We start from the raw sequence: 26,144 nt of genomic DNA, 5'->3' as shown, positions 1-26,144 counted from the left end.
GGTCCGACACGAACCTCAGGGCGTGGCTAAAAATCAGTGAACGAGGGGGAACACGCTGATGACTCAGCCGCCCGACCAGCCGCCGCAGCCGGGCGGTTTCGGAGCACCGCAGCAACCGCCGCCCCAGCCGCCGCAGTCACCGCAGGGCCCGCAGCCGGGGTACGGCTATCCGCAGCCCGGCCCCTACGGCGCCCCGGCCGCGCCCGCGCCCGCACCGGGCCCGTACGGACAGCCGTCGCAGCCCGGCCCGTACGGACAGCCGTCGCAGCCCGGCCCGTACGGACAGCCGTCGCAGTCCGGGCCGTACGGACAGCCGTCGCAGCCCGGCCCGTATGGACAGCCCGTGCAGCCGGGCCCGTACGGACAGCCCACCGCGCCCTACGGACAGCAGCCCGGTTACGGCTACCCGCCCCCGCCCGGGGCCCAGTTCCCCGGCGCCCCCGGCCCCGGCACGCCGCCGTCCGGCCCGCGCGGCCCCTTCAAGGGCAGGCCCGCCCTGGTCGTCGGCGCGGCGGTCGCGGCGCTGCTGGTGATCGGCGGGACGGTGTTCGCGGTCACGAGCGGCGGCGACGACGAGGACAAGAAGCCGGTCGCCCAGCAGAGCGACGACGGCAAGGCCACGGCGAGCGGCAGCCCCGTCAACCCCGGTGACGGCAGCGGCGACGGCGGCGAGGACACACAGGACTTCAACGCCGACCGCAAGGCCGGAGAGGCCGAGGTGCTCTGGTACAAGGAGGCGCCCGACGCGCCCTCCGACGGTGCCGACGCCCCGGGCATGTGGATCACCTCCAAGACGGCGGTCAAGGCCGCCTACAACGAGGTCGTCGCCTACAACGTCGGTGACGGCAGGCCCACCTGGGACACCGTCACGCTGCCCCAGCAGATCTGCGCGGTCACCCCGCAGAAGACGGCCGACGACAAGGTCGTCGTGGCGTACATGAGCGGCACCAGCGACCGCGCCAAGTGCAACCAGCTCCAGCAGATCGACCTCGCCACCGGTGCCAAGGGCTGGACGGCCGTCGTCGAGGACGGCGACCTGTTCGACAGCGCCCTCACCATCGAACTGTCGCTCACGGGCAACACCCTGATGGTGGGCCGCTCCCAGTCCGGCCAGGCGTACGACGTGCGCACCGGGAAGCCGACGTGGGAGAAGAAGAAGTACGGCGACGCCTGCTTCCCCACCGCCTTCGCGGGCGGCGCCAAGCTGATCTCGGTGGCGTCCTGCGACGCGTCCGGCACCAACGAGCACGACGAGGTGCAGGAGCTGGACCCGGCGACCGGCAAGGTCAAGTGGACCCAGGCCTTCGACAAGGGCTGGAGGGTCGAGCGGACGTACTCCGTCGACCCGCTGGTCGTCTACAGCACCAACTCGGACGAGAACGCCTGGAACATCGCGGCGCTCAAGGCGGACGGCACGTTCCGGTCGCAGGTCACGTTCGACGAGGACTTCCAGCCGGACTGCGGCTGGTCCGTCCTCCAGCGCAACCTGACCGGCTGCGCGGGCACGGCGGCCGACGCGAACACCCTGTACCTGCCCACGGACGCGACCACCGGCGCCAACGAGATCGTCGCCATCGACCTCGCCACCGGCAAGGAGAAGTGGCGGGTGAAATCCCCGCTGGAGGAGGCGATGCTGCCGGTGCGGATCGACGGCGGCAACCTCGTCGCCTACGTCCAGCCGTCGTACGACGCGGCCGGGCGGGTCGTGTCGATCCCGACGACCGGCTCCGCGCACACGCCGACGACGCTGATGCAGATGCCCGAGAGCACGATCGACATCGAGGACGGCTTCTCCCAGCGGGACGTCGCCTGGGTCGACGGGCGGTTCTACCTCTCCACCACCCGGCTGACGGGCAGTGACGACTCGAAGGAGAAGCTGATGCTCGCCTACGGCAAGTAAGGCTGACTCCCCGTCCCACCCCTCTTTTCCCCGTCGACCCGTCGGCCGCCGTTGCGGGCCCGGTGCCCCGCGCCCCGCGCCCTGCGCCCCGCACCCCGCACCCCGCACCCCGTCGTCCCGAGCGTTCTCCCGAGGTACCCACACCATGACCCAGCCGCCGCCCCCGCCGCCGAACCAGCCCCCGCAGGGCACACCCCAGGACCGGCCCCCGCAGCAGCCGCAGCAGTCCCCGCAGCAGCCGTCGGCGGGTCCGCAGGACGCCCCGCCCCCCGGTTTCGGCGCACCGCAGACCCCGCCGTCGACGCCCCCGGCCCCGCCCGAGGGCCCGCAGCTCGACAAGGCGCCGGGCGGCCCGATGCCCCACCAGGCCCACCTGGCCTCCCAGCCCGCACAGCCGGGTCAGCCCCCGCAGGCGGCCCCGCCCCCGACCCCGCCCCAGCCGCCGACGGGCCCGGGCTACGGCTATCCGCAGGCGGCCCCGCCCGCGGGACCGCCCCAGCCCCCGACGGGCCCCGGCTACGGCTACCCCCAGGCGGCCCCGCCCGTCCAGCCGCCCCAGCCCCCCACCGGCCCGGGCTACGGCTATCCGGGCCAGCCGGCTCCGCAGGGCCCGCCGAACCCGTACGGCCAGCAGGCGGCGTACGGCCAGCAGCCCGCCCACCCCCAGCAAGCCCCGTACGGCGGGCAGCCCGGCTACGGCTACCCCGGTCAGCCCACCGTGCCCCTGCACCCCCAGGCGGGCTACCCGCAGCCGGGCCAGCCGGGCCAGCCGGGCTACCCGGGCGGTTACGCCGGCCAGCCGCCCACGATGCCGATGCACCCGCAGGCGGGCGGCGGCCGCAAGGTCAACGCCCAACTGGCCATCATCGTCGCCGCGGTCGTCGCGATCGCGCTGATCATCGGCGGCGGCGTCTGGTACGCGAACTCGGGCGACAGCGGCACCAAGGACGACACCGCGAGCTCCGGCGGCACGACCGGCGGCGACGACAAGGGCGGCACCGGCGGCACGTCCGAGGGTGGCACGTCCGAGGGCGCCACGGAGAAGGCGCCCGCCGACCCCGACTCCCAGCTCCTCTTCAAGATCCCGTCGCCCACTGTCGCCGAGGACGACAGCGTCGTCGTGACCGGGTCCTGGCTGACCGACAAGGCGTACGTGAAGTCGGGCGTCGCCGAGATCGTCGGCTACGACCCGGACAAGGGCACCGAGCTGTGGACGATCAAGCTGCCCGGCCCGGTGTGCGAGGCCAGCAAGTACGCCACCGAGGACGACAAGACGGCGGTCGTCTTCCAGCCGAAGATGCCCGCCGAGGACTCCTCGGCCGGCTGCACGCAGGTCGCGGCGATCGACCTCGCCGCGGGCAAGCAGCTGTGGACGAAGACGGTCTCGTCCGGCGACTACCCGGTCACCTTCGACAACGTCACGGTCAGCGCGCACACGGTGGCGCTCGGCGCGACCGAGGGCGGCGCCGCCTTCGACATCGACACCGGCAAGGCCCTGTGGGCTCCCAAGTCCGCCGACACCTGCTACGACGCCGGCTACGGCGGTGGCCCCAAGCTGGTCGCGGTCCGCAAGTGCGGTGACTACGACGCGCGGACGCTGCACATCCAGACCATCGACCCGGCCTCGGGGAAGGTGCTCTCCGAGTACGAGATGTCGACCGGCATCGAGTACGCGAGCGTCGTCTCCACCGACCCGCTGGTCATCGCCGCCGACGTCGGCAAAAGCGCCCAGGACGGCAGCGGCATCTCGGACTTCTTCTCCGTCGACAACAAGACCGGCAAGCTGATCACCCGCATCTCCGCCCCCGGCGACCAGTTCGCCGCCCGCTGCGACGGCATCACCAGGATCGAGCACTGCACGGGCATCGCGGTCGGCACCAACCGGCTCTACCTGCCGACCGAGGAGCACGACGGCTCCGGCGACTACAGCCAGACCAACGAGATCGTCGCCTTCGACCTGACCACCGGCAAGCAGACCGGCCAGCGCGCCGACGCCGGCGACGACTACGAGCTGTTCCCGCTCCGCATGGACGGCACCGACCTCATCGCGTACAAGCGGCAGCCGTACGACGAGGGCGGGCAGGTCATCAGCATCGACGGCGGATCGTTCAAGCAGACGAAGCTGATGCAGAACCCGTCGACGGAGGCCGAGCGGGACGCCGAGGCCGGCATGCTGCCCGAGTACACCGAGTTCATCTACTCCCAGGGGCGCCTGTACATGTCCAACGTGTACGCGGACGACTCCTCCTCCGGCGATGAGGAGTACCTGGCGCTGGCGTACGGCACCGACGGCTGATCGGCTGATCATCGCACCGGCACCGCCCACGGCCCCGTCCCTGCTCAGGGACGGGGCCGTGCACGTACCGCTCAACACCCTCGAATGAGATGAAGTTCGGCGATCCGGGGCACTTCTCGCCGGTAGGGGGAGCGCAACGTCGAACAAGCGTGTAGCTTCCGGGGGCATGAAGGACGAGGTGCCGGGGGGCACCTTTTGTCTGTCCGCGCGTGTGCCGCAGCGCGCGCGTGCTCGTGACCGGCCGTGCCTGACTGTCCGTGTGGGCATCCGAGGGGGGACTGGGGGGTTGCTCGATGGGAGTGCGACTCATGGTGGTCGACGACCACCGACTGCTCGCCGAGGCGCTCGCCTCGGCGCTGAAACTGCGCGGGCACCGGGTGCTCGCCGCCGCCGCGCCCGCCGCGGGCGCGGCGGACCTGGTGATCGCCCGTGCACCGGAGGTGTGCCTGCTCGGGACGGCGGCCCCGGCCGAGCCGGGGATCTTCGACCCGGTCGTCCGGATCAAGCGGGACCGGCCCCAGGTCGCCGTCCTGGTCCTGGGCCCGGTCCCCAGCCCGCGCGGCATCGCGGCGGCCTTCGCGGCCGGCGCCTCGGGATACGTCCGGCACGACGAGCGCATCGAGGGCGTGGAGCGGGCCATCATGAAGGCGCGGGCGGGTGAGGCGGCCGTCGCCCCCCAACTCCTCCAGGGCGCCTTCGGCGAACTGCTGAACCCGGCCGCCCAGCCCGACGACGAGGGCCAGCGCCTGCTCCAGATGCTCACCCCGCGGGAGGTGGAGGTTCTCGTCCGCGTCGCCGACGGCGAGGACACCCGGCTGATCGCGGCCGGCATGGGCATCGCCCCCTCCACCGCCCGCACCCACGTCCAGCGCGTCCTGATGAAGCTGGGCGTCGGGTCGAGACTGGAGGCGGCGGCACTGGCGGCCCGCACGGGCCTGCTGGACCGCGCGGGCCCGCTCCCGCACGGCCCCCGCAACACGGCCGCGGGGCCGCAGTCGTAGGACTCCGGCCCCGCGCCGTCCCCTGTCACGGGGCGGCGGCCCACCGGAGGCGAGCGAGCCCCCGGTGGACCGCCGCCACCGTCACCCGAACGTCAGCTTCGTCGTCGCCCAGGAACTGGCGGAGCTGATCCAGCGGTTCCAAGTCGCCAACTCCACCGCCCAGAACGCCTACCGCAGACTCAAGCAGGCAGGACTGGTGTACGCGGTCAAGGGACGCGGCGTCTTCGTGCGCCAAGAGCCGGAGCCGGGCAAGTACCACGGGCCGATCACGAACTACCTGCTGAGGGAGGAGATCGACCGAGAGGCCCGCGCAGCCGCTACCGAGTTCGCCGACCTCAGCGATGACGAGCTGTTGGAACGAGAAGCGGAGCTGGACCAGCGATGGGTCACGGTCCGTGAAGGAAGAGGCGTGGTTGGGGCCGGTGCGGGGTTGCTGGAAGCACACGTGGCGGGTGATCTCTCGGCGCACCCGCCGTCGTGGCTGCCTTTCTGCCCAAGTGGAGATCACAGGGCTGTCGTTGGATCAACGGCGAGAGCTGGATCGAGCCCGCGAACGTGTCCACTCTGGTCATGGAGGTCAACGACGACCAGACGCCGCACGTACGGGTCCGTGTGAAGGAGTGCAAGCGGGACGAGGTCGACTTCGTCGCACTCACCATGGAGCCCGGACAAGCCCGCCTGGCGGCGGGGGTCTTCGGCACAGCCCCGCTCTATCTGACAGAGAAGGCCGGCGAGCTGCACGCCTCTTGGGACCTGACACTACTGCGACCGTATATGCAGGCCGAGCGCCTGGTGCCGCGCGTTGTCGCCCGCACGCTGACGAGGCAGCACCGCTACACGTCCGAGACGCTCTTCGAAGGCGTCTACCGCCTCACCGAACGGGCAGCGGCCACGTTCACCCCTTCGGGACTCAGCATCCACTACCCCGAACCCAGCGAACACGTACTTGAGCCACGTACGCTGCGGCCCGGCGTTGATCCACTCATGGCTCTGGACGAGTTGCTGACCGACGTAATCCGCCAGGCGCCGACGGCAACCGGATGCGTGGGCGTTGAGCTGTCCGGCGGAGCGGACTCCGGGAACGTCGCCCTGGCCGTGAAAGCAGCCCGCTTCCCCGAGGTGCACAGCTTCGGCCTGCTGGTGGGAGGAAGCACCGGCAGGCAACAGGGCGAGCGGCGCCGGGCCCTTGTGGAGCACTGCGGCTTCCGAGACACGGCCACCCCCGCCATGCAGCACCCACCCTTCTGCCCCGGCGGCGTGCGCGCTCTGCGCAGGCCGCACGATCCGGCGGGAGCCTTCTACCAGGAGGCGTTCAATGTCGTGCGCGAGCAGGCAGCCGCCCGGCGGTGCGAGGTCATGTTCACGGGCAGCGGCGGGGACGAGATCAACGCCCACCACTCCAGGACACGGGCCGAACTGCCGACGCCGGAACCCGTGCTGTGGCTCGGCGACAAAGCAATCCGAGCGCTCGCCGAAGTCAACGAGCACCTGGCCCCCATTCCGGTGCTGCCCGTCCCGACCCTGATGGCGTTCGGGATGCACAACCCCGGCTTCCTCCGGGCCGGAATCTGGCCGGTGAGTCCGCTCGCGCACCCGCGGATCGTGCGGTTCATGGAGCAGCTACCGCACGAGCACAAGCGAGGCAAGGCGTTGTTCCGCGAGCGGATCCGGCGGGCCGGGCTGCCCGAGTGGGTGGCCGCGCCGGCCGAACCGGAGAACTTCCTGGCCGTCCTGGAGAAGGGTTTGCGTTCCTACGGCTTGCCGGTCTTGGACGACATGCTGAAGGAGTCCATCCTGGTGGACCTCGGCTACGTTGACGGCAAGGCTCTCGCCAAGGCGGGGAGGAACGCCGACTCCGCGCCGGTCGTCCCCGATCTGCTGTGCGATGTGCTCGCCCTGGAGGTCGGGCTGCGAAGCCTCATGTGACCAGCCCCGACACGGAAGCCGAGCAAGTGGAAGCCACCAACCTCCTGTACCGCGATCCGGCACTTTACGACGTGGTCCAGTCCGACAGCGCGAGCGCCGAGATGTGCCAGACCCTGATCGAGTTGCACAGGCCGGACGCCCGGACCCTGGTCGACTTCGGATGCGGTACCGGCCGGGACCTGGAGATCCTGGCCAAGCGCTTCGAGTGCATCGGCGTGGACCTCCAGCCCGGCCTGGTCGACTACGCCCACCAGGCCCGGCCCGGGCTGGACATCCGCACCGGCGACATGCGCACCGTGCGACTCGGCAAGCGCATGGACGTGGTGACCTGTATGGGCAACAGCCTCGCCTACGTGCACGACAACGAGGCGATCAGCCAGGTGTTCGCCACCTTCGCGGCACATGCCCAGCCAGGAGCGCTGCTCGTGCTGTGTTCCCCCGTCGCCCCGATCACCCGGACCGAGCCGACCACTGCCACGGTGGACACCCCGAGAGGCCCCGCCACCGTCACCATCCGCCACACGTGGGACCTGCGGACCCAGATCAACACCATTCATCGGCACTGGGCGCTCCCCGCGGGCGACGAGGCGCGAGACGAGATCCGCAGGCGCGTCCTGTTCCCCCGTGAGCTGGAACGCTACGCGGAGGGTGCCGGCTTCGAGGTCTTGGACATGCTCGACGGCACAGGGACAGGGCTTACCGGCCCCACCGCGTACACGGTGGCCCGACAAACTCCGCGGTGACCGGCGGGCGAGAAATGGCACCAGTGCCAGCCGCCCGCTCCTGACGGCAGTAGTGACGGCAACACCCACGGATTCCCCCGCACAACGACGGACACCAGCGGAACGCAAATCACGTGCTGACCTGCGAAGAAGCAGGTAGGGCAGTGCCGCGTAGCACACGTACTATGTGGTCGCAGGCGGGACCTCAGCACTCGTTCACAACTGCTCCACTGCGGATGAACGGGCGCATGCCAGAGCATCGGAGAATGCTGCATATTCCAGCAGGCCGGACGTTGCTACCGGCGGGTACCTCTGGGTTCAGGGGCACGGAGAGTTTGACCTGGCTTCCGATCGGCTCCATCCGTTGATCAGAGCCAACATGGGCGAGATTCCTGCTGCGGCGAGCCCCGGCGGCGGTAAGTTCTTTGGCTCGCATGTCGAGGTTCAGGCGGCCATTATCATGAGGATTCTGGCCAAACAGTCGGGATCCGGGGGTTTGACTGGTCGACTGATGGTTTCAAAGCCTGGCGGGCCATGCGGTTTCTGCGCGCCAAACGTGGCAGGAATGTTGCCGGGGAGCTCATCGCTAGCGGTTCGATCTCAGCGCGGGCAAGTTTTCAGTGAGGTACCCTTCTGATGCATTCGCCAAGGCGCGGCCCAGTTGCCGCGCCTTGGCTGCTTTCCTGCAGGCCACTATGCTGGCCTTGTAGACATGAACGGCGATAAGTTGAATCCATGCGTGATCATCGATCTCACCGACTGGGCTGAGCTCGAGAATGCCGACGGGTCGGCCTTCCCGGTTACTCCGACCAAGCTGCGCGACTTGGCGTCGGGTGACTTCTCCAAAGTGACGAGTTCACTCAACCACCTGTATGACGCTCTCCTCAACGACGGAGTCGTCTACTCTGCGACCGCGCCGGCTTTCAGGTATGTCGCCGCACTTTTGGGCGACCGCGAAAGTCGAGCCGCACTCACTCCTTCATGGGATGGGGAAGAATTCCCACTCCGAGGCAAGCTCCTTTCATGGCTGGCCGACGTGGCCTTCGATGTCAGCATTGAACAGGAGCAGCGCATTCGAGAGTGGGGGGAATATTCGCCGACCGAGCCATTTCCCGATTTCCTGAACATCAGGAGTATTTACCCGGAAGCTTTTCCGGGCGTCGCCTCCTACTTTGATGACTCTGATCCGAGAGTGGTTGAGGCGGCTCTTGTCGCGGCCGTTCGATTTCTAGAGTCCCCGGCATTGGCGATGCACCGCAGGAGGTTGACTCCTTTGCTGGAGAACGTTCTAGCGCAAAGCTCCAGCGAACGGCATAGAAGTTTGGCCTCCGAGGCGTTGGCGTCTTGGGAGCAAGGGCGCATGTTGATGGAACCCCCTACCGATCCACTCCCGTCCGACGGGCGCGGGAAGGATCACAATTCGCACGACAAACGGGGATCAGTTGACGAGCCGCCGTTTTAGTGGGCGTGCCCGGACTCGGCCGGCTCAGCCCACGAAGTTCTGCCGAACGGGCACGGGGGACAGGCCCGAGTGCGTCCCCTGGGTCCGTGGTGAGAGCAACGGTGAAGGACTTGGCACGACACGCGCGTCGTCCTGTGGAAGCTGAATCAGCCCGCCTGGGCTGGGTGACAGGTGCCGGCCGTGCGTATGCCGTTCAGGAGGTGGGCCAAGGCGGTGGGGGTGGTGGTGAGGTGCGTGGTGGGGGTGTCGCTTTCGCGGAGGTGGATCGCTTCGGGGGAGGCGGCCAGTTCGACGCAGGTGTCCCCCTCGCCGCCGTCGGAGAACGTCGACTTCTGCCAGCGCAGGGTGCGGTTCATGGGCTGCCTCACAGCTCCTTCGCCGAACGGGGGCAGGGCATCGACGGGTCGTCTTACGGCAGCTGAATCAGCCCGCTTGCACTGGGCGACGGGTGCTGTCCGTGCGTATGCCGTCCAGGAGATGGGCGAGGGCAGCGGGGGTGGTGGTGAGGTGCGTGGTGGGAGTGTCGCCCTCGCGGAGGTGGATCACGTCGGGGGAGGCGGCGAGTTCGACGCAGGCGTTGCCTTCGGCGCCGCCGGAAAACGTCGACTTCTGCCAGGCCAAGGCCTCAATCATGGGGACGCCTCACAGTTCCTTCGACAAGCGGTGGATGAAGTCCCGGGACGCGGTAGGGTCCAGCGTCGCCTTCTCCACCTTACGGAAGAGCGTTCGAAGTGCTTCCAGGTGAGACGCCGCGTCGATGAACGCCGTGCCGGTCGCGCCTTCCCGGAGCCCGGTGTCCAGTTGGGGTACCGCACCGCCCATGTACATCATCGAGGCGCCGGCGCCGCCGAAGCCGTTCTGGTCGACGGGGATGACGCGCACTGTGACGTGCCCTTGCTCGGTCTGCTCCAGAATGCGCAGGAGTTGAGCACGAGAGACCTGGCGGTCGGCGACGCGGATGCGCAGGGCGAACTCGTGGACGATCGCGTCGTACCGGGTGGGGTCCTCGCCCTCGATGACGCCTCGTCGTCTCATGCGGTGCTCCACTCGGGGCGTCAACTCGCTCTCGGACAGCTCCGGGCGCATGTATCCGAAGACGGCCCGTGCGTACTCCGGGGTCTGAAGGAGCCCGGGGACGTACGTGATGACGACCTCGCGGAGGAACGTCGCATGGTGCTCTGTCTCGGCCAAGTCCAGGTTCACCGGCGGCAGGACGCTTCGGTATTCCTCCCACCAACCTCGCGTCCGGTCGGTCGCCATCGTCACCAACGCCTCGATCAACGCCGCGTCCGTACAGGCGTAATGGGCCGCCAGGCGGCGTACGCGTTCCGCGCTCACGCCCGCGACGCCGGACTCGATCTGGCTCATCTGGACTCCGTCGGCGCCGAGTAGCGCCGCAGCTTCCCGGGCCCTCATGCCCGTCGCCTCGCGAAGTTTGCGCAGCTCGGCGCCCAGTCGCACCCTACGGGCGGTGAGATGCCTCTTCGGCGGCAACCGGCACTCCCTCCGTATCAACTGCCCTGCGGGCATCGCTCGTTCGAGGGTCAGGATAGGGCAACAGCTTGCATCTTCCTAAGATTAGGAAATACCGTCGGTGACGCAAGCATCACTCTGCGGAAGCGCACCGCTCCGTCCCGCCATGACGGCTGCGGCAATGCCACCGTGCCCTCGGTCGCTCCCTCACCCCCTCACCCCCTCACGAACGGAGCTGACGCATGCCCGAAACCGCCACCGGCACCACCACCGCCCCCGCCCCCGACCCCTGGGCGTACTCCCTCTACATCCCCAACGACCCCAGAGCCGTCCCCCTCTCCCGCCGCACCCTGCGCCTGATCCTCACCCTGCACGGCCTCGCCCATCTCACCGACACCGCCGAGCTGATCGCGTCCGAACTGCTCGCCAACGCCGTCCAGCACACCAGCGGCCCCGCCGCCCTCCGGGTGAGCTACGCCGACGGCGTCCTGCGCGTCGGGGCCTGGGACGCCGACCCCGAACCCCCGGACCCACCCGCCAGGCTCGACGACCTCACCGGCGACGCCGAGGACGGCGGGGGCCTCGCTCTGGTCCGGGCCTGCGCCGACGTGTGGGGCTGGCAGCCGCTGTCCCGCCTCAGGCAGCGCGGCAAATATGTCTGGGGCGACCTGGCGGTGGCATAGCTGCGCGCCGGCGCCTCGGTGGGCGGCTCCGGCCCCGACATCGCCTCCCCTTACGGCTGTCGGCCATCCGCAGTGTCGGTGACGCGGGTGCGACCGCGCCGTTCCGCGGCTTCGCAGCAGTCGTGGGCAGCCCTCGCGGTCGTGCCCTCCTCCCGCGTCACCGCAGGTGAGAGCCTCGCGCGGGCTTCTCGGGGCGGCCCCGAGGGAGTCCGCCGAGACCCGTCGGCTTCACCTGATCGCGCCGCTCCCGGCGCCGCCCGGGCGGCGTGTCAGTGGTTGCCGAAGATCGGACGGCGTGGTGAGGTGCAAAAGGTGCAAGCGTAACATAGCGTGCACGTTCGTAACGTTTCGTTACATAACGGAACGGATCACTCAGGCAAGAAAGGCATGCAATGCGCAAGATTGGCAAGGCTGCTCTCGTGGCCGCCATGATCGGCAGCCTCACCATGGTCGGAGCGGGAGTCGCCTCCGCCGCCGACGGTCACCGCTCCACGACGGACAGCGGCTACCGCTCGGACACGAAGGACACGAAGGACACGAAGTCGGACGGCGCCACCAAGCAGTGCGTCAACTACGCCGAGGTCAACAGCGACTCCAGCTCGAGTGGCCTCGTGAACGCGCTGAACAACGTGAACGTCAACATCCTCGGCTTCAGCTCGGAGAAGCCCACCCTTCAGCAGTCCTGCAGCATCGGTGACAACTCCACCAGCGGCAACCTGAACGCCAACGGCGGCGACAGCCTGCTGGACCTGCTCTAAGCACTGAGACCCAGGCAGCCCCGGGATCCGAAACCACGGATCCCGGGGCTGTCCCCCGTTGCGGCCCTTCACGACCGACGGGCACGGACGGACGGGGCACGGACGGACGGGGCAGCGGTACGGGAGCGGCAGTCGTGCGGGCGGGACGGTCGTACGGGCGGGACGGTCGTACGGGACGGGCAGTCGTACGGGGTCGGACCCGCCGCACCCGGCGGATCCGACCCCGTACGCCCTCCAGCCCATTCACCGCTCTACTCGCCCCGCGGCGGCTCACTCTCCGGCGACACCGCCTCCGGCGGCAACGGCGGCGTCGGATGGGCCGCCGGCCGCAGCTTCAGCCACGCCAGGAAGAAGATCCCCAGCAGCAGCATGCTCAGGCCCGTCCACAGGTTGATGTTGATGCCCTGGGCCTTGGCGATCGCCGCGTCGCCGTCCGTGAGGCCCACGATCGTGATGATGACGCCGTAGACGACGAACAGGCCGCCGATGATGCGGCGCAGGTCGAAGATGCGGGCCGCGGTCGCGGACTTCTCCTCCAGCTCGATGACCTCGCGCTGGACGTCCGCATCGGAGTAGTCCGCGTGCCGCAGCCGCTCGGCCGCCGCCGCGCGCTCGTCGGGTTCGAAGTGCTCAGACATGGTCCTTCCATTCTCCCGCGATCGGCGTCGGCAGGCTCAGAACGAGAACGGGATGTAGCAGACGGCGGCCAGGACGATCGCGCCCCAGCCCAGCAGGGCGGGCCTGCGGTACCAGGCGTCGTCGCCCGCCGCCGCCGGCTCGGCCAGGCCGGGGGAGACGGTGCCGTATACCAGGCCCTGGAGTTCCTCCGCTGACTTGGGCGCGGTGAAGAGGGAGACCGCGAACATGACCACCGCGCCCGCCGCGAAGCCGGCGATCGCCGAGACGAAGTTGGCGCCCTGGTCGGTGGGGATGCCGATGATGCCCTGCTTGTAGAAGATGAAGTAGTTGACCATCGCGGCCGTGGTGCCCGCCAGCAGCCCCCAGAAGCCGGACTTCTTCGACGCCCGCTTCCAGAACATGCCGACGATGAAGACGACGAACATCGGCACGTTGAAGAAGGAGAACAGCGTCTGGAGGTAGCTCATGATGTTCGAGAACGACGACGCCAGGAACGCCGTGCCGATCGACGCCACCACGCCGATCGCCGTGATCAGCCGGCCGAAGCGGACGTAGTAGCCGTCCTCCCGGCCGATCACCACGTACTTCGCCCAGATGTCGGAGGTGAAGACGGTGTTGAAGGACGACACGTTCGCCGCCATGCCCGCCATGAACGCCGCCAGCAGGCCCGTCACGGCGATGCCGAGCACGCCGTTCGGCAGCAGCTGCTCCATCAGGTACGGGATCGCGTCGTTGTACTGGAGGTCCGAGTCGGCCGTGCCGATCGCCGGGACCAGGACCGCCGCCACCAGGCCCGGGATCATCACCAGGAAGACGATGAAGATCTTCGGGAACGCGGCGATCAGCGGGGTGCGCTGGGCCGCCGACAGGTTGCGGGCGGACAGCGCGCGCTGCACCTCGGCGAAGTTCGTCGTCCAGTAGCCGAACGACAGCACGAAACCGAGGCCCAGCACGATCGTCAGCCAGTTCGCGCCCAGCGGGTTGTCACTGCCGATGCCGGTGCCGCCCCAGGCGCTGACGAAGTTGTCGCCGTGGACCTTCGTCAGCGAGTCCGACAGGCCGTCCCAGCCGCCCACCTTCCTCAGGCCCAGCACCGACAGCGGGATCAGGGCCGCCAGGATCACGAAGAACTGGAGCACCTCGTTGTAGATCGCCGAGGACAGGCCGCCCAGCGTGATGTACGCCAGGACGAAGAAGCCCGCGACCACGATCGCCACCCACTGCGGCCAGCCCAGCAGCGCCTCCACGACGATCGCGAGCGCGTACAGGTTCACGCCCGAGATCAGGATCGCGGCGAAGGCGAACAGAAGCGAACTCAGCAGGTGCGCTCCCCGGTCGAAGCGCAGCAGCAGGAACTCGGGGACCGAACGGACCTTCGAGCCGTAGTAGAACGGCATCATCACCAGGCCAAGGAAGACCATGGCCGGGATGGCGCCGATCCAGTACCAGTGGACCGTGTACGCGCCGTACTGCGCGCTGTTCGCCGCCATGCCGAGGATCTCCGTCGCCGCCAGGTTCGCCGAGACGAAGGCGAGGCCCGTGATCCACGCGGGCAGGGAGCGGCCGGAGAGGAAGAAGTCGAGGGTCGTCTTCACCGAGCGGCGGGCGGCGAAACCGATGCCCAGGACGACCACGAAGTAGATACCGAGGATCGTGTAGTCGAGCCAGTTGGTCGGAAGCCGTAGCTCAGCCGCGAGGTACGTGGGGGTTCGCATGCGCTGCTCACTTCGCTTGGGGTCTCTGTTGGGTTCCGGTGGTGACTCGCGTGGGGGTTTGTGGTTCTATGTGTTTGGTTCTGTTTGATGCTTTGCTTGGTTCTGCTGCTTGCGGCAGGGATGGAGAGTCGCGGTGAAGAAGACCTCGACCCGCTTGGCCGACGGTCGTGAGCTCATCTACTACGACCTGCGGGACGACTCGGTGCGCGACGCGGTGGACCGCCGCCCGCTGGAGCGCACGGTCACCACTTCGGAGGTACGCCGGGACCCGATCCTCGGCGACTCGGTCGCGATCGCCTCGCACCGGCAGGGGCGCACCTACCACCCGCCGGCCGACGAGTGCCCCCTGTGCCCCTCCCAGGGCGAGCGGCTCAGCGAGATCCCGGACTCGACGTACGATGTCGTCGTCTTCGAGAACCGCTTCCCCTCCCTGGCCGGCGACTCCGGGCGCTGCGAGGTCGTCTGCTTCACCTCCGACCACAACGCCTCCTTCGCCGACCTCACCGAGGAGCAGGCGCGGCTGGTGCTCGAGGCGTGGACGGACCGCACGTCCGAGCTGTCGCATCTGGCCTCCGTGGAACAGGTCTTCTGCTTCGAGAACCGCGGCGCCGAGATCGGCGTCACGCTCGGTCATCCTCACGGGCAGATCTACGCCTACCCCTTCACCACGCCCCGCACCGCCCTGATGCTGCGCCAGGTGGCCGCCCACAAGGACGCCACCGGCGGGGAGAACCTCTTCGACGCCGTCCTGGAGCGGGAGCTCGCCGACGAGCGGGTCGTCCTGGAGGGTGAACACTGGGTGGCCTTCGTGCCCTACGCGGCGCACTGGCCGTACGAGGTGCACCTCTACCCCAAGCGCCGCGTCCCCGACCTGCTCGGCCTCGACGAGGCGGCGCGCACAGAGTTCCCCAAGGTCTACCTGGAACTCTTGAAGCGCTTCGACCGGATCTTCGATGGGAGGGGTGGAGGGAAAGAAGGTGAAGGGGAGCCTCCGACGCCGTACATCGCCGCCTGGCACCAGGCGCCGTTCGGCCAGCTGGAGGAGTTCGACGGCGTCAACCGCGACGACTTCGCGCTGCACCTCGAGCTTTTCACCATCCGCCGCACCTCCGGCAAGCTGAAGTTCCTCGCGGGTTCCGAATCCGGCATGAACGTGTTCATCAACGACGTGCCGCCGGAGCGCGCGGCCGAGCGACTGCGAGAGGTAGCGAGTTCATGAGCGGCAAGTACTTGGTCACGGGCGGCGCGGGGTACGTCGGCAGCGTGGTCGCCCAGCACCTGCTGGAGGCGGGGCACGAGGTCGTCGTCCTCGACAACCTGTCCACCGGCTTCCGCGCGGGCGTCCCGGCCGGCGCCGCCTTCGTCGAGGGCGACATCCGCGACGCCGCCAAGTGGCTCGACCCCTCCTTCGACGCCGTCCTCCACTTCGCCGCGTTCTCGCAGGTCGGCGAGTCGGTCGTGAAGCCGGAGAAGTACTGGGACAACAACGTCGGCGGCACCATGGCCCTCCTCGGCGCCATGCGCGAGGCGGGCGTGCGCAAGCTGGTGTTCTCGTCGACGGCCGCCACCTACGGCGAGCCCGTCAGCACCCCGATCACCGAGACCGACCCCACCGCGCCGACCTCCCCCTACGGGGCCTCCAAGCTCGCCGTCGACCACATGATCACCGGCGAGGCGACGGCCCACGGGCTCGGCGCCGTCTCCCTGCGCTACTTCAACGTGGCCGGCGCCTACGGCGCGTACGGCGAGCGCCACGACCCCGAGTCGCACCTCATCCCCCTGGTCCTCCAGGTCGCGCAGGGCCGCCGCGAGGCCATCTCCGTCTTCGGCGACGACTACCCGACCCCCGACGGCACCTGCATCCGCGACTACATCCACGTCGCCGACCTCGCCGAGGCCCACCTGCTCGCCGTCGACGCGGCCACCCCCGGCGAGCACCTCATCTGCAACCTCGGCAACGGCAACGGCTTCTCCGTCCGCGAGGTCATCGAGACCGTCCGCACGGTCACCGGACACCCGATCCCCGAGGTCGTGGCCCCGCGCCGCGGCGGCGACCCGGCGGTCCTGGTCGCCTCGGCGGCCACCGCCCGCGAGCGCCTCGGCTGGAACCCGTCCCGCGCGGACCTCGCGGGTATCGTCGCCGACGCGTGGGAGTTCACGCAGAAGACCGCAAGGGAGCAGTAGTGGGGGCACAGCAGACGCAGGACGTGCGGGACGTGCGGGACGGCTTCGCCGCGCTGTACGGGACCGAGCCCGAGGGTGTCTGGTCGGCGCCCGGCCGCGTCAACCTCATCGGTGAGCACACCGACTACAACGACGGCTTCGTGATGCCCTTCGCGCTGCCGCACACCGCGGTCGCCGCGGTCTCCCGCCGCGACGACGGCCGGCTGCGCCTGCACTCGGCGGACGTCGACGGCGGCGTCGTCGAGCTGGTGCTCGACGACCTCACCCCGGAGTCCGACCGGAACTGGACGGCGTACCCGGCCGGCGTGGTCTGGGCCCTGCGCGAGGCGGGCCACCCCGTCACCGGCGCCGACATCCACCTCGCCTCGACGGTCCCCTCCGGCGCGGGCCTGTCCTCGTCGGCGGCCCTGGAGGTCGTCGTCGCCCTGGCCCTCAACGACCTGTACGACCTCGGCCTCCCGCGCTGGCAGCTCGCCCGCCTGTGCCAGCGCGCCGAGAACGTCTACGTCGGCGCCCCCACCGGGATCATGGACCAGACCGCGTCCGCCTGCTGCGAGGCCGGCCACGCCCTGTTCCTCGACACCCGCGACCTCTCCCAGAAGCAGATCCCCCTCGACCTGGCCGCCCTGGGGCTGCGGCTGCTCGTCGTCGACACCCGGGTCAAGCACGCGCACAGCGACGGCGAGTACGGCAAGCGCCGGGCCGGCTGCGAGAAGGGCGCCGCGCTCCTCGGCGTCGACGCCCTCCGGGACATCCCCTACGACGGCCTGGAGGAGGCCCTGGCCCGCCTCGGGGACGAGGAGGAGGTCCGCCGCCTGGTCCGCCACGTGGTGACGGAGGACGAGCGCGTCGAGCGGGTCGTCTCCCTCCTGGAGTCGGGAGACCCCCGCGCGATCGGCCCGGTCCTCACCGAGGGCCACGCCTCCCTCCGCGACGACTTCCGCATCTCCTGCCCCGAACTCGACCTCGTCGTCGACACCGCCCTCGCCACCGGCGCCCTCGGCGCCCGCATGACCGGCGGCGGCTTCGGCGGCTCGGCCGTCGTCCTCGCCGAGGCCAGCGACGTCGACACGCTCACCAAGGCCGTCCAGGAGGCCTTCGCGGCGGCCGGCCACACGGCCCCGCGCGTCTTCGAGGCGGTCCCTTCGGCGGGGGCACGGCGCCTGAGCTGACGACGCCCCTCGCCGGCAACGGGCGGCGCCCGAGCTGACGACGCCCCCCTCGCCGGCAACGGCTCGCACCGGCCCCGTACGCGAACGACGCGTGCGGGGCCGGTGCCGTTGCGCGCTGTCGGCGGAGAGGCACATCGCCACGGCGGCCGGTGGCCGCCCCGCTCACCCCAGCCGCTTCGTCAGCGTGAACTCCGTGTGCCCCGGCGGATAGTCCTCGATCACGCACACCACCTCGTAGCCCCGCCGCCGGTAGAACTCCGGGGCCTGGAAGTCCCAGGTCTCCAGCCGTGCCCGGCGGCAGCCCCGCCGGTCCCGGGCGACGCGTTCGGCCTCCGTGAGCAGGCGGGTGCCGAGGCCCGTGCCGCGGTGGCGCTCGTCGACCCAGAGGTAGGTGACGTGCAGCCAGGTGGTCCAGGTGTGGCCGACGAGTCCGCCGGCCAGCTCGCCGGACCGGTCCGACGCCCAGACGTGGAGGGGGGTCTCCCGCTCGGCGGGAGTGCCGCGCAGGGCGCGCAGGACCGGGGAGGCCACCGTGTTGGTGTCGCGGAGCCGCGAACGGAGAAGATCGCGCCGAGCCCTGTCGACTTCTGTCTCAAGACGAAACATGCGGCACACCATAAACGCGCAGGACGGCCAGTTCTGCGAATTGCCTTCCGCTCGTCGCGCACAGCCCTACGCTGTGAGCAGCACCGGTGGGGGCCGGTGCTGATCAGGGGGCGAGACAGTCGGGTACGGCGCCCGCGGTGGGGGTATCGATGTCTGCACGGCGGCGGCCGTGCCATCCGCACCACCCCGCGGGCGTCGTGCCCGCGCCGGTCGTCGTTTCTCCGGACCTGGGGTATCCCCTGCTCCGTGAAGGAGCCTGGGGAAGGGGGTTTCGTGGTTCGTATCCGTGTTCTGGTCGTCGACGACCACCGTATCTTCGCCGAGTCGCTCGCCGCCGCCCTGGCCGCCGAGCCCGACGTCGACGTCTCCGCGGCCGGCAGCGGCCCGGCGGCCCTGCGCAGCCTGGAGCGCGCGGCCGCCGAGGGACGCCGGTACGACGTGCTGCTCGTCGACGCCGATCTGGGCGGCCACCTGCCGGGCGTACGGTCCGCGGTGCCCGTGCAGGAGGTGGGGGAGGACGGGCTCGTCGACGGGATCACACTCGTCACGGGGGTCCGCGGCGCCCAGCCGCACGTCCGGGTCGTCGTCCTCGCCGAGAAGGACGATCCGCGGCGCGCCGCCCTCGCCCTGCAGGCCGGGGCGTCCGGCTGGGTGGCGAAGGACTGCTCGCTGTCGCGGCTGCTCACCGTCATCCGCGGGGTGCTGCGGGAGGAGACGCACCTGCCGCCCGCCCTGCTCACCGGCGTGCTCAAGGAACTGACCGCCGCCCGCAAGCACCGCACCGAGAGCGAGCGGCTCGTGGAGTCCCTCACCCCGCGCGAGCGGGAGGTGCTGCGCTGCATGGTCGCGGGCCTGGGACGCAAGGCCGTCGCCGAGCGGCTGTTCCTCTCCCCGCACACCGTCCGCACCCACATGCAGAACGTCCTCGGCAAACTGGGCGTGCACTCCACCCTGGCCGCCGTCGCCCTCGCCCGCCGGGCGGGCGTGGGTCCCGTGGACCTGGGGCCGGCCGGGCGGATCAGGCAGGAGGAGACCAACAGCGCCTGACGGGTCCGCGCGAGCCGCCGGACTCGTCTCCGGTCGCCTCACGCGAGCCGCCGGACTCGTCTCCGGTCGCCTCACGCGAGCCCCGGGCCCGCATCCGGCGTGAGCCGCGCGGCGGGCCTCAGCCCGGGATGTTGTCGAACGGGGCGGTCAGCTGGCGCAGCAGCCCGGCCAGTTCGCCGCGCTGGGCGTGGGACAGCTCGGCCAGGATCGCCCGCTCCTGGTCGAGGAGCCCGGCCAGCGCCTGGTCGGCGCGGTCCTTGCCGTCGTCCGTGAGCCGCACCAGCACACCGCGCCGGTCGCTCGGATCGGGCAGCCGCTCGACCAGACCCTTCTTCGCCAGACGGTCGATGCGGTTCGTCATCGTGCCCGACGTGACCAGCGTCTGGGTCAGCAACTGCCCCGGCGACAGCTGATACGGAGCCCCCGCGCGGCGGAGCGCCGTCAGCACGTCGAACTCCCACGGCTCCAGCTGGTGCTCGGAGAACGCCAGACGGCGCGCCCGGTCCAGGTGCCGGGCCAGCCTGCTCACCCGGCTGAGCACTTCCAGCGGCTCCACGTCGAGGTCCGGGCGCTCCCGGCGCCACGCTGCGACCAGCCGATCGACCTCGTCCTCCATGACGATCAGTGTAGTGGTTGTGTCGACATGAAGTCTCTTGGTGTCGAGTATCTTGGCGTCAAGATATAGGAGGTTGGGGAAAGTGACGGACATGACCACCAACCCCTCCTGGGACCCCACCCAGTACCTGCGCCACGCCGGCCACCGCGCCCGCCCCTTCACCGACCTCCTCGCCCGCGTCCCCGACCTGCCCGGCGACCCGCCCCGCATCGCCGACCTCGGCTGCGGCCCCGGCCACCTCACCGCCGTCCTCGCCGACCGCCGGCCCACCGCCCGCGTCACCGGCTACGACAACTCCCCCCACATGCTCGACCGCGCCCGGACGCACGCGGGCGCACGCCTCGACTTCGCCCACGCCGACCTCGCCGACTGGACCCCGGCCGAGACGTTCCACCTGATCGTCTCCAACGCGGCCCTCCAGTGGGTCCCCGGCCACCTCGACGCCTTCCCCGCCTGGCTCGACGGCCTCGCCCCCGGCGGCACCTTCGCCTTCCAGGTCCCCCACGCCTACGACGCACCCCTGCACGCCCTCATGCGCGAACTCGCCAACACCCCCCGCTGGAAGGCCCGCGTCGGCCCCGCCCTGCGCCCCGCGGACTCTGTCCACGCCCCCGACGTCTACCTCGACCGGCTCGCCCGCCTCGGCTGCGCCACCGACGTGTGGACGACGACGTACCACCACGTCCTGACCGGCGAGGACCCCGTCCTCGACTGGGTCAAGGGCACCGGCCTGCGCCCCGTCCTCGACGCCCTCGCCGACGACCCCGACGCCCGCGACGCCTTCGTCACCGACTACCGCGACCTGCTGCGCACGGCCTACCCCCGCCACCCCTACGGCACGGTCCTGCCCTTCCGCCGCCTGTTCGCCGTCGCCCGCAAGGTGCCCTGACCTCCCCTGTCTCCCGCCCGGTGTTTGAACCCCGCCCCACGGGTCACCCGTAGTGATGAGACAGACCGCAGACCTGACTGGGAGTGATGGACAGTGGCAGGCGAGCAGAAGTCCAAGGCGAAGATGGAGCAGGCCAAGGGCAAGGCCAAGGAAACGGTCGGCCGTGCCGTGGGCAACGAGCGGATGGAGGCCGAGGGCCGCGCCGAGCAGGCCAAGGGCGACGCCCGCCAGTCCAAGGAGAAGGCGAAGGACGTCTTCAAGCGCTGACCCCGCGGCGACAGCGACCCGCACACGTGTAAGGGGCCCCGTCCAGGTGGACGGGGCCCCTCGCACGTGTCAGCTCTTGCGGTGCCCTATCAGGCGGGGCTTCTGCTCCAGGCCGTCCAGGCCGTGCCACGCCAGGTTCACCAGATGCGCCGCGACCTCCGCCTTCTTCGGACGGCGCACGTCCAGCCACCACTGCCCGGTCAGGGCCACCATCCCCACCAGCGCCTGCGCGTACAGCGGCGCCAGCTTCGGGTCGAAGCCCCGGCTCTTGAACTCACGCCCCAGGATGTCCTCCACCTGCGTGGCGATGTCGGAGATGAGGGAGGCGAAGGAACCCGTGGACTGGGGGATGGGGGAGTCCCGGACCAGGATGCGGAACCCGTCCGTGTACTCCTCGATGTAGTCCAGCAGCGCGAAGGCCGCCTGCTCGCACAGCTCACGCGGGTGGCCGGCGGTCAGGGAGCCGGTCACCATGTCCAGCAGCCGCCGCATCTCGCGGTCCACCACCACCGCGTACAGGCCCTCCTTGCCGCCGAAGTGCTCGTACACCACCGGCTTGGACACCCCGGCCTTCGCCGCGATCTCCTCCACCGACGTGCCCTCGAAACCCTTCGCCGCGAAGAGGGTGCGACCGATCTCCAGCAGCTGCTGGCGGCGCTCGGCACCGGTCATCCGGGTGCGACGCGCTCGCCGCGGCTTCTCATTGCTCGGGGTACTGCTGGAGTCGGTCGCCACGGCGTCCATCATGCCGCGTCGGCGGTCGCCTTCCGGCGCCGGGAGCCGCCCCCGCCCGTGTTCCGGCGGGAATCGATACGCGAGCGTGACGGCCAGCGCACGTCGTAGGCCCAGCCGAGCGCCTCGAACCAGCGGATGAACCGCGCCGACGAGTCCAGCTGCCAGCGCTCCACACCGTGCCGCGCCGACGTCGGATCGGCGTGGTGCAGGTTGTGCCAGGACTCACCGCACGACAGGACCGCCAGCCACCACACGTTGCCCGACCGGTCGCGCGACCGGAACGGCCGCTTTCCCACCGCGTGACAGATCGAGTTGATCGACCACGTCACGTGGTGCAGCAGCGCCACCCGCACCAGCGAGCCCCAGAAGAAGCCGGTGAACGCGCCCCACCAGGACATCGTCACCAGCCCGCCGATCAGCGCCGGCAGCGACAGCGACACGGCCGTCCACAGCACGAACTGGCGGGAGATCGCCCGGATCGCCCCGTCCTTGATCAGATCCGGCGCGTACTTGTCCTGCGGGGTCTGCTCCTCGTCGAACATCCAGCCGATGTGCGCCCACCACAGGCCCTTCATCAGCGCCGGAACCGTCTCCCCGAACCGCCACGGCGAATGCGGGTCGCCCTCCGCGTCGGAGAACCTGTGGTGCTTGCGGTGGTCGGCCACCCACCGCACCAGCGGCCCCTCCACCGCCATCGACCCCATGATCGCCAACGCGATCCGCAGGGGCCGCCTGGCCTTGAAGGAGCCGTGCGTGAAATACCGGTGGAAGCCGATCGTGATGCCGTGGCATGCCAGGAAGTAGAAGAAGACCAGCAGACCGAGGTCCAGCCAGCTCACCCCCCACCCCCACGCCAGCGGCACCGCCGCCAGCAGGGCCAGGAACGGGACGGTGATGAAGAGCAGCAGCGTGATCTGCTCGATCGAACGCTTCTGCTCGCCACCCAGGGTGGCGGAGAGCGCCGAGGAGCCGCCGGGCGTCGTGGAAGGGTCTTCGATCACGTCGGAGCTTGTGGTCATGCGCGTCCCCTGTGGGGTCGTGGACGGTGAGGCAGAAGCCGAGGCGGCAACCGCGCGGACTTCCTACGGTTGCGTAACCTACGGTGTCGTAAGTATGGCAGTGCGCAGCCCGGCGGCAAGAGCCCGCCAGCCTGCGCGTCCGCACGGACACCTATCCTTGGAGACGGTCGGACAGCGCGGTCCGCTCTGACTTTCTTCCCCGATGTCCGGACCGTAAGCGGCAGCGCCGCCCGGCCCGGCCTGACGGGTTCCCTCCCAGATGAGCTTCAACACTGCAAGGAGCCGCACCTGTGAGCAGTGCCGACGACCAGACGACGACCAGCACCGAGCTGCGCGCCGACATCCGCCGACTGGGTGACCTCCTCGGCGAGACCCTCGTACGGCAGGAGGGCCCCGAGCTCCTCGAGCTGGTAGAGAAGGTCCGCCGCCTCACCCGAGAGGACGGCGAGGCCGCCGCCGAGCTGCTGCGCGGCACCGAACTGGAGACCGCGGCCAAGCTGGTCCGCGCCTTCTCCACCTACTTCCACCTGGCCAACGTCACCGAGCAGGTCCACCGCGGCCGCGAACTGCGCGCCAAGCGCGCCGCCGAGGGCGGCCTGCTCGCCCGCACCGCCGACCGCCTCAAGGACGCCGACCCCGAGCACATCCGCGAGACGGTCCGCCACCTCAACGTCCGCCCCGTCTTCACGGCCCACCCCACCGAGGCCGCCCGCCGGTCGGTGCTCAACAAGCTCCGGCGCATCGCCGCGCTCCTGGAGACCCCGGTCATCGAATCCGACCGCCGCCGCCACGACACCCGACTGGCCGAGAACATCGACCTCGTCTGGCAGACCGACGAACTGCGCGTCGTCCGCCCCGAACCCGCCGACGAGGCCCGCAACGCCGTCTACTACCTCGACGAACTCCACGCGGGCGCCGTCGGCGACGTCCTGGAGGACCTCACCGCCGAACTCGAACGCGTCGGTGTCACCCTCCCGGACGACACCCGCCCGCTCACCTTCGGCACCTGGATCGGCGGCGACCGCGACGGCAACCCCAACGTCACCCCCCAGGTGACCTGGGACGTCCTCATCCTCCAGCACGAACACGGCATCAACGACGCCCTGGAGATGATCGACGAACTCCGCGGCTTCCTCTCCAACTCCATCCGCTACACCGGCGCCACCGAAGAGCTGCTGGAGTCCCTGCGCACCGACCTCGAACGCCTGCCCGAGATCAGCCCGCGCTACAAGCGCCTCAACGCCGAAGAGCCCTACCGCCTCAAGGCCACCTGCATCCGGCAGAAGCTCGAGAACACCAAGCAGCGCCTCGCCACCGGCACCCCCCACGAGCCCGGCCACGACTACCTCGGCACCAGCGAGCTCCTCGAGGACCTCACCCTCGTCCAGAGCTCCCTGCGCGAGCACCGCGGCGCCCTCTTCGCCGACGGCCGCATGAACCGCACCATCCGCACCCTCGCCGCCTTCGGTCTCCAGCTCGCCACCATGGACGTCCGCGAACACGCCGACGCCCACCACCACGCCCTCGGCCAGCTCTTCGACCGCCTCGGCGAGGAATCCTGGCGGTACGCGGACATGCCCCGCGAATACCGCACCAAGCTGCTCGCCAAGGAGCTCCGCTCACGGCGGCCGCTGGCCGGCACCCCGGCCCCCGTCGACGCCGCCGGCGAGAAGACGCTCGGCGTCTTCCTCACCGTCAAGCGCGCCCTGGAGGTCTTCGGACCCGAGGTCATCGAGTCCTACATCATCTCCATGTGCCAGGGCGCCGACGACGTCTTCGCCGCCGCTGTCCTCGCCCGCGAGGCCGGCCTGGTCGACCTGCACGCCGGCTGGGCCAAGATCGGCATCGTCCCGCTGCTGGAGACCACCGACGAACTCAAGGCCGCCGACACCATCCTGGAGGACATGCTCTCCGACCCGTCGTACCGCCGCCTCGTGGCGCTGTGCGGCGACGTCCAGGAGGTCATGCTCGGCTACTCCGACTCCTCCAAGTTCGGCGGCATCACCACCAGCCAGTGGGAGATCCACCGCGCCCAGCGCCGCCTGCGCGACGTCGCCCACCGCTACGGCGTGCGCCTGCGCCTCTTCCACGGCCGCGGCGGCACCGTCGGCCGCGGCGGCGGCCCCTCCCACGACGCCATCCTCGCCCAGCCCTGGGGCACCCTCGAAGGCGAGATCAAGGTCACCGAACAGGGCGAGGTCATCTCCGACAAGTACCTCATCCCCTCCCTGGCCAGGGAGAACCTGGAACTGACCGTCGCGGCCACCCTCCAGGCCTCCGCCCTGCACACCGCCCCCCGCCAGTCCGACGAGGCCCTCGCCCGCTGGGACGCCGCGATGGACGTCGTCTCCGACGCCGCCCACACCGCCTACCGGAAGCTCGTCGAGGACCCCGACCTGCCGACGTACTTCCTCGCGTCGACACCGGTGGACCAGCTCGCCGACCTGCACCTGGGCTCCCGGCCCTCCCGCCGCCCGGGCTCCGGCGTCTCGCTCGACGGCCTGCGCGCCATCCCGTGGGTGTTCGGCTGGACCCAGTCCCGGCAGATCGTCCCCGGCTGGTTCGGCGTCGGCTCCGGCCTCAAGGCCCTGCGCGAGGCGGGCCTGGACACCGTGCTCGACGAGATGCACGAACAGTGGCACTTCTTCCGCAACTTCATCTCCAACGTCGAGATGACCCTGGCCAAGACCGACCTGCGCATCGCCCGCCACTACGTCGACACCCTCGTCCCCGACGAGCTCAAGCACGTCTTCGACACCATCCAGGCCGAACACGAGCTCACCGTCGCCGAGGTCATGAAGATCACCGGCGAACAGGAACTGCTGGACGCCCAGCCCGTCCTGAAGCAGACCTTCGCCATCCGCGACGCCTACCTCGACCCCATCTCCTACCTCCAGGTCGCCCTGCTCAAGCGCCAGCGCGACGCCGCGACCGCCGGCGAGGAACCCGACCCCCTCCTCGCCCGCGCCCTCCTCCTCACCGTCAACGGCGTCGCCGCCGGCCTGCGCAACACCGGCTGACCCGCACCACCCGC

The 26,144-nt window shown here is 70.2% G+C and carries 25 protein-coding genes; 16 read left to right on the top strand and 9 right to left on the bottom strand.

The genetic code is table 11. The annotated features are described in order from the left end of the window. The first annotated feature begins 58 nt into the window (after positions 1 to 58). From ACFV9M_RS23515 to ACFV9M_RS23485, 7 genes are all read left to right on the top strand, one after another. Positions 59 to 1,900, top strand: coding sequence for a PQQ-binding-like beta-propeller repeat protein (locus ACFV9M_RS23515; protein ID WP_385067600.1), 1,842 nt, complete (start codon positions 59 to 61; stop codon positions 1,898 to 1,900). 145 nt (positions 1,901 to 2,045) lie between these two features. Beyond that, positions 2,046 to 4,196 (top strand): PQQ-binding-like beta-propeller repeat protein, encoded by a 2,151-nt coding sequence (locus ACFV9M_RS23510; protein ID WP_385067597.1) that lies wholly within the window; start codon positions 2,046 to 2,048, stop codon positions 4,194 to 4,196. Positions 4,197 to 4,489: 293 nt separating this feature from the next. Next, positions 4,490 to 5,197 carry a LuxR C-terminal-related transcriptional regulator gene (locus ACFV9M_RS23505; RefSeq protein ID WP_385067595.1) on the top strand — a complete coding sequence of 236 codons (708 nt, stop codon included), beginning with the start codon at positions 4,490 to 4,492 and terminating at the stop codon, positions 5,195 to 5,197. Positions 5,198 to 5,261: 64 nt separating this feature from the next. Then, positions 5,262 to 5,813 carry a hypothetical protein gene (locus ACFV9M_RS23500; protein ID WP_385102518.1) on the top strand — a complete coding sequence of 184 codons (552 nt, stop codon included), beginning with the start codon at positions 5,262 to 5,264 and terminating at the stop codon, positions 5,811 to 5,813. Continuing rightward, entirely contained in the window at positions 5,753 to 7,123 is a 1,371-nt protein-coding gene (locus ACFV9M_RS23495; RefSeq protein WP_385102515.1) for an asparagine synthase-related protein, read from the top strand. Before ACFV9M_RS23500 ends, ACFV9M_RS23495 begins: the two co-directional genes overlap by 61 nt. Continuing rightward, complete coding sequence (locus ACFV9M_RS23490) at positions 7,120 to 7,866, top strand: class I SAM-dependent methyltransferase (protein WP_385067591.1); 747 nt, start codon at positions 7,120 to 7,122, stop codon at positions 7,864 to 7,866. The genes ACFV9M_RS23495 and ACFV9M_RS23490 overlap by 4 nt, the downstream gene beginning before the upstream one ends. 718 nt (positions 7,867 to 8,584) lie before the next feature. After that, on the top strand, positions 8,585 to 9,307 hold the full coding sequence (locus ACFV9M_RS23485; protein WP_385067588.1) for a hypothetical protein: 723 nt from the start codon (positions 8,585 to 8,587) through the stop codon (positions 9,305 to 9,307). 146 nt (positions 9,308 to 9,453) lie between these two features. Here the strand turns inward: ACFV9M_RS23485 and ACFV9M_RS23480 are convergent, their stop codons facing one another. The 3 genes from ACFV9M_RS23480 to ACFV9M_RS23470 all read right to left on the bottom strand — a co-directional run bounded on the left by ACFV9M_RS23480 (position 9,454) and on the right by ACFV9M_RS23470 (position 10,801). Next, complete coding sequence (locus tag ACFV9M_RS23480; protein ID WP_385067585.1) at positions 9,454 to 9,663, bottom strand: DUF397 domain-containing protein; 210 nt, start codon at positions 9,661 to 9,663, stop codon at positions 9,454 to 9,456. 67 nt (positions 9,664 to 9,730) lie between these two features. Continuing rightward, positions 9,731 to 9,940, bottom strand: a complete 210-nt coding sequence (locus tag ACFV9M_RS23475; protein WP_385067582.1) for a DUF397 domain-containing protein — start codon at positions 9,938 to 9,940, stop codon at positions 9,731 to 9,733. A 9-nt stretch (positions 9,941 to 9,949) separates the two neighbouring features. Continuing rightward, on the bottom strand, positions 9,950 to 10,801 hold the full coding sequence (locus tag ACFV9M_RS23470; RefSeq protein WP_385067580.1) for a helix-turn-helix domain-containing protein: 852 nt from the start codon (positions 10,799 to 10,801) through the stop codon (positions 9,950 to 9,952). A gap of 221 nt (positions 10,802 to 11,022) precedes the next feature. Between ACFV9M_RS23470 and ACFV9M_RS23465 the strand changes: the two genes are divergently transcribed. Beyond that, positions 11,023 to 11,463, top strand: a complete 441-nt coding sequence (locus ACFV9M_RS23465; protein WP_385067577.1) for an ATP-binding protein — start codon at positions 11,023 to 11,025, stop codon at positions 11,461 to 11,463. Positions 11,464 to 11,855: 392 nt separating this feature from the next. Then, positions 11,856 to 12,221: a hypothetical protein gene (locus ACFV9M_RS23460; RefSeq protein WP_385067574.1), complete on the top strand. Its 366-nt coding sequence runs from the start codon at positions 11,856 to 11,858 to the stop codon at positions 12,219 to 12,221. Positions 12,222 to 12,472: 251 nt separating this feature from the next. On the opposite strand, the gene ACFV9M_RS23455 is transcribed toward ACFV9M_RS23460, so the two are convergent. Both ACFV9M_RS23455 and ACFV9M_RS23450 read right to left on the bottom strand, forming a co-directional pair. After that, positions 12,473 to 12,859 carry a hypothetical protein gene (locus ACFV9M_RS23455; protein WP_385067572.1) on the bottom strand — a complete coding sequence of 129 codons (387 nt, stop codon included), beginning with the start codon at positions 12,857 to 12,859 and terminating at the stop codon, positions 12,473 to 12,475. A gap of 36 nt (positions 12,860 to 12,895) precedes the next feature. Beyond that, entirely contained in the window at positions 12,896 to 14,575 is a 1,680-nt protein-coding gene (locus ACFV9M_RS23450; protein ID WP_385067569.1) for a sodium:solute symporter family protein, read from the bottom strand. 133 nt (positions 14,576 to 14,708) lie between these two features. On the opposite strand from ACFV9M_RS23450, the gene galT reads away from it, so the two are divergent. From galT to galK, 3 genes are read left to right on the top strand one after another with little or no spacing between them, the layout of a single operon-like run. Further along, entirely contained in the window at positions 14,709 to 15,794 is a 1,086-nt protein-coding gene (gene galT / locus ACFV9M_RS23445) for a galactose-1-phosphate uridylyltransferase (protein WP_385067566.1), read from the top strand. Further along, positions 15,791 to 16,759, top strand: a complete 969-nt coding sequence (gene galE / locus ACFV9M_RS23440; RefSeq protein WP_385067563.1) for a UDP-glucose 4-epimerase GalE — start codon at positions 15,791 to 15,793, stop codon at positions 16,757 to 16,759. The genes galT and galE overlap by 4 nt, the downstream gene beginning before the upstream one ends. Then, entirely contained in the window at positions 16,759 to 17,931 is a 1,173-nt protein-coding gene (gene galK, locus ACFV9M_RS23435; RefSeq protein WP_385067561.1) for a galactokinase, read from the top strand. The genes galE and galK overlap by 1 nt, the downstream gene beginning before the upstream one ends. 162 nt (positions 17,932 to 18,093) lie before the next feature. Here galK and ACFV9M_RS23430 read toward each other — a convergent pair whose 3' ends face one another. Next, a complete protein-coding gene (locus ACFV9M_RS23430; RefSeq protein ID WP_385067558.1) occupies positions 18,094 to 18,549 on the bottom strand; it encodes a GNAT family N-acetyltransferase in 456 nt (151 codons plus the stop codon). A 261-nt stretch (positions 18,550 to 18,810) separates the two neighbouring features. Between ACFV9M_RS23430 and ACFV9M_RS23425 the strand changes: the two genes are divergently transcribed. Continuing rightward, positions 18,811 to 19,584, top strand: coding sequence for a LuxR C-terminal-related transcriptional regulator (locus ACFV9M_RS23425; protein ID WP_385067556.1), 774 nt, complete (start codon positions 18,811 to 18,813; stop codon positions 19,582 to 19,584). Positions 19,585 to 19,702: 118 nt separating this feature from the next. On the opposite strand, the gene ACFV9M_RS23420 is transcribed toward ACFV9M_RS23425, so the two are convergent. After that, complete coding sequence (locus tag ACFV9M_RS23420; RefSeq protein ID WP_057600602.1) at positions 19,703 to 20,200, bottom strand: MarR family winged helix-turn-helix transcriptional regulator; 498 nt, start codon at positions 20,198 to 20,200, stop codon at positions 19,703 to 19,705. Between the two features lie 91 nt (positions 20,201 to 20,291). Between ACFV9M_RS23420 and ACFV9M_RS23415 the strand changes: the two genes are divergently transcribed. Together ACFV9M_RS23415 and ACFV9M_RS23410 are read left to right on the top strand one after the other, a co-directional pair. After that, positions 20,292 to 21,089, top strand: a complete 798-nt coding sequence (locus ACFV9M_RS23415; protein ID WP_385067553.1) for a trans-aconitate 2-methyltransferase — start codon at positions 20,292 to 20,294, stop codon at positions 21,087 to 21,089. Between the two features lie 93 nt (positions 21,090 to 21,182). Continuing rightward, positions 21,183 to 21,356, top strand: a complete 174-nt coding sequence (locus ACFV9M_RS23410; RefSeq protein WP_352247780.1) for a CsbD family protein — start codon at positions 21,183 to 21,185, stop codon at positions 21,354 to 21,356. A gap of 69 nt (positions 21,357 to 21,425) precedes the next feature. Here the strand turns inward: ACFV9M_RS23410 and ACFV9M_RS23405 are convergent, their stop codons facing one another. Next, positions 21,426 to 22,103, bottom strand: a complete 678-nt coding sequence (locus ACFV9M_RS23405) for a TetR family transcriptional regulator (RefSeq protein WP_385067550.1) — start codon at positions 22,101 to 22,103, stop codon at positions 21,426 to 21,428. Next, a complete protein-coding gene (locus tag ACFV9M_RS23400) occupies positions 22,100 to 23,110 on the bottom strand; it encodes an acyl-CoA desaturase (RefSeq protein ID WP_385067546.1) in 1,011 nt (336 codons plus the stop codon). Before ACFV9M_RS23400 ends, ACFV9M_RS23405 begins: the two co-directional genes overlap by 4 nt. A gap of 290 nt (positions 23,111 to 23,400) precedes the next feature. Between ACFV9M_RS23400 and ppc the strand changes: the two genes are divergently transcribed. Continuing rightward, positions 23,401 to 26,130: a phosphoenolpyruvate carboxylase gene (gene ppc, locus ACFV9M_RS23395; RefSeq protein ID WP_385067543.1), complete on the top strand. Its 2,730-nt coding sequence runs from the start codon at positions 23,401 to 23,403 to the stop codon at positions 26,128 to 26,130. The last annotated feature ends 14 nt before the right edge of the window (positions 26,131 to 26,144 follow it).

This window comes from Streptomyces sp. NPDC059895 (genome assembly GCF_042731035.1).
GTDB lineage: Bacteria > Actinomycetota > Actinomycetes > Streptomycetales > Streptomycetaceae > Streptomyces.
This window is presented reverse-complemented; position numbering and strand designations above follow the sequence as displayed.

Excerpts from the sequence above, each read along its gene's own strand:
- galE (WP_385067563.1), top strand. The coding sequence starts at position 15,791 with ATGAGCGGCAAGTACTTGGTCACGGGCGGCGCGGGGTACGTCGGCAGC.
- ACFV9M_RS23455 (WP_385067572.1), bottom strand. The coding sequence starts at position 12,859 with ATGTCTGAGCACTTCGAACCCGACGAGCGCGCGGCGGCGGCCGAGCGG.
- ACFV9M_RS23510 (WP_385067597.1), top strand. The coding sequence starts at position 2,046 with ATGACCCAGCCGCCGCCCCCGCCGCCGAACCAGCCCCCGCAGGGCACA.
- ACFV9M_RS23460 (WP_385067574.1), top strand. The coding sequence starts at position 11,856 with ATGCGCAAGATTGGCAAGGCTGCTCTCGTGGCCGCCATGATCGGCAGC.
- ACFV9M_RS23505 (WP_385067595.1), top strand. The coding sequence starts at position 4,490 with ATGGGAGTGCGACTCATGGTGGTCGACGACCACCGACTGCTCGCCGAG.
- ACFV9M_RS23430 (WP_385067558.1), bottom strand. The coding sequence starts at position 18,549 with ATGGTGTGCCGCATGTTTCGTCTTGAGACAGAAGTCGACAGGGCTCGG.
- ACFV9M_RS23465 (WP_385067577.1), top strand. The coding sequence starts at position 11,023 with ATGCCCGAAACCGCCACCGGCACCACCACCGCCCCCGCCCCCGACCCC.
- ACFV9M_RS23420 (WP_057600602.1), bottom strand. The coding sequence starts at position 20,200 with ATGGAGGACGAGGTCGATCGGCTGGTCGCAGCGTGGCGCCGGGAGCGC.
- ACFV9M_RS23480 (WP_385067585.1), bottom strand. The coding sequence starts at position 9,663 with ATGAACCGCACCCTGCGCTGGCAGAAGTCGACGTTCTCCGACGGCGGC.
- ACFV9M_RS23475 (WP_385067582.1), bottom strand. The coding sequence starts at position 9,940 with ATGATTGAGGCCTTGGCCTGGCAGAAGTCGACGTTTTCCGGCGGCGCC.
- ACFV9M_RS23400 (WP_385067546.1), bottom strand. The coding sequence starts at position 23,110 with ATGACCACAAGCTCCGACGTGATCGAAGACCCTTCCACGACGCCCGGC.
- ACFV9M_RS23515 (WP_385067600.1), top strand. The coding sequence starts at position 59 with ATGACTCAGCCGCCCGACCAGCCGCCGCAGCCGGGCGGTTTCGGAGCA.
- ACFV9M_RS23405 (WP_385067550.1), bottom strand. The coding sequence starts at position 22,103 with ATGATGGACGCCGTGGCGACCGACTCCAGCAGTACCCCGAGCAATGAG.
- ACFV9M_RS23450 (WP_385067569.1), bottom strand. The coding sequence starts at position 14,575 with ATGCGAACCCCCACGTACCTCGCGGCTGAGCTACGGCTTCCGACCAAC.
- ACFV9M_RS23415 (WP_385067553.1), top strand. The coding sequence starts at position 20,292 with ATGACCACCAACCCCTCCTGGGACCCCACCCAGTACCTGCGCCACGCC.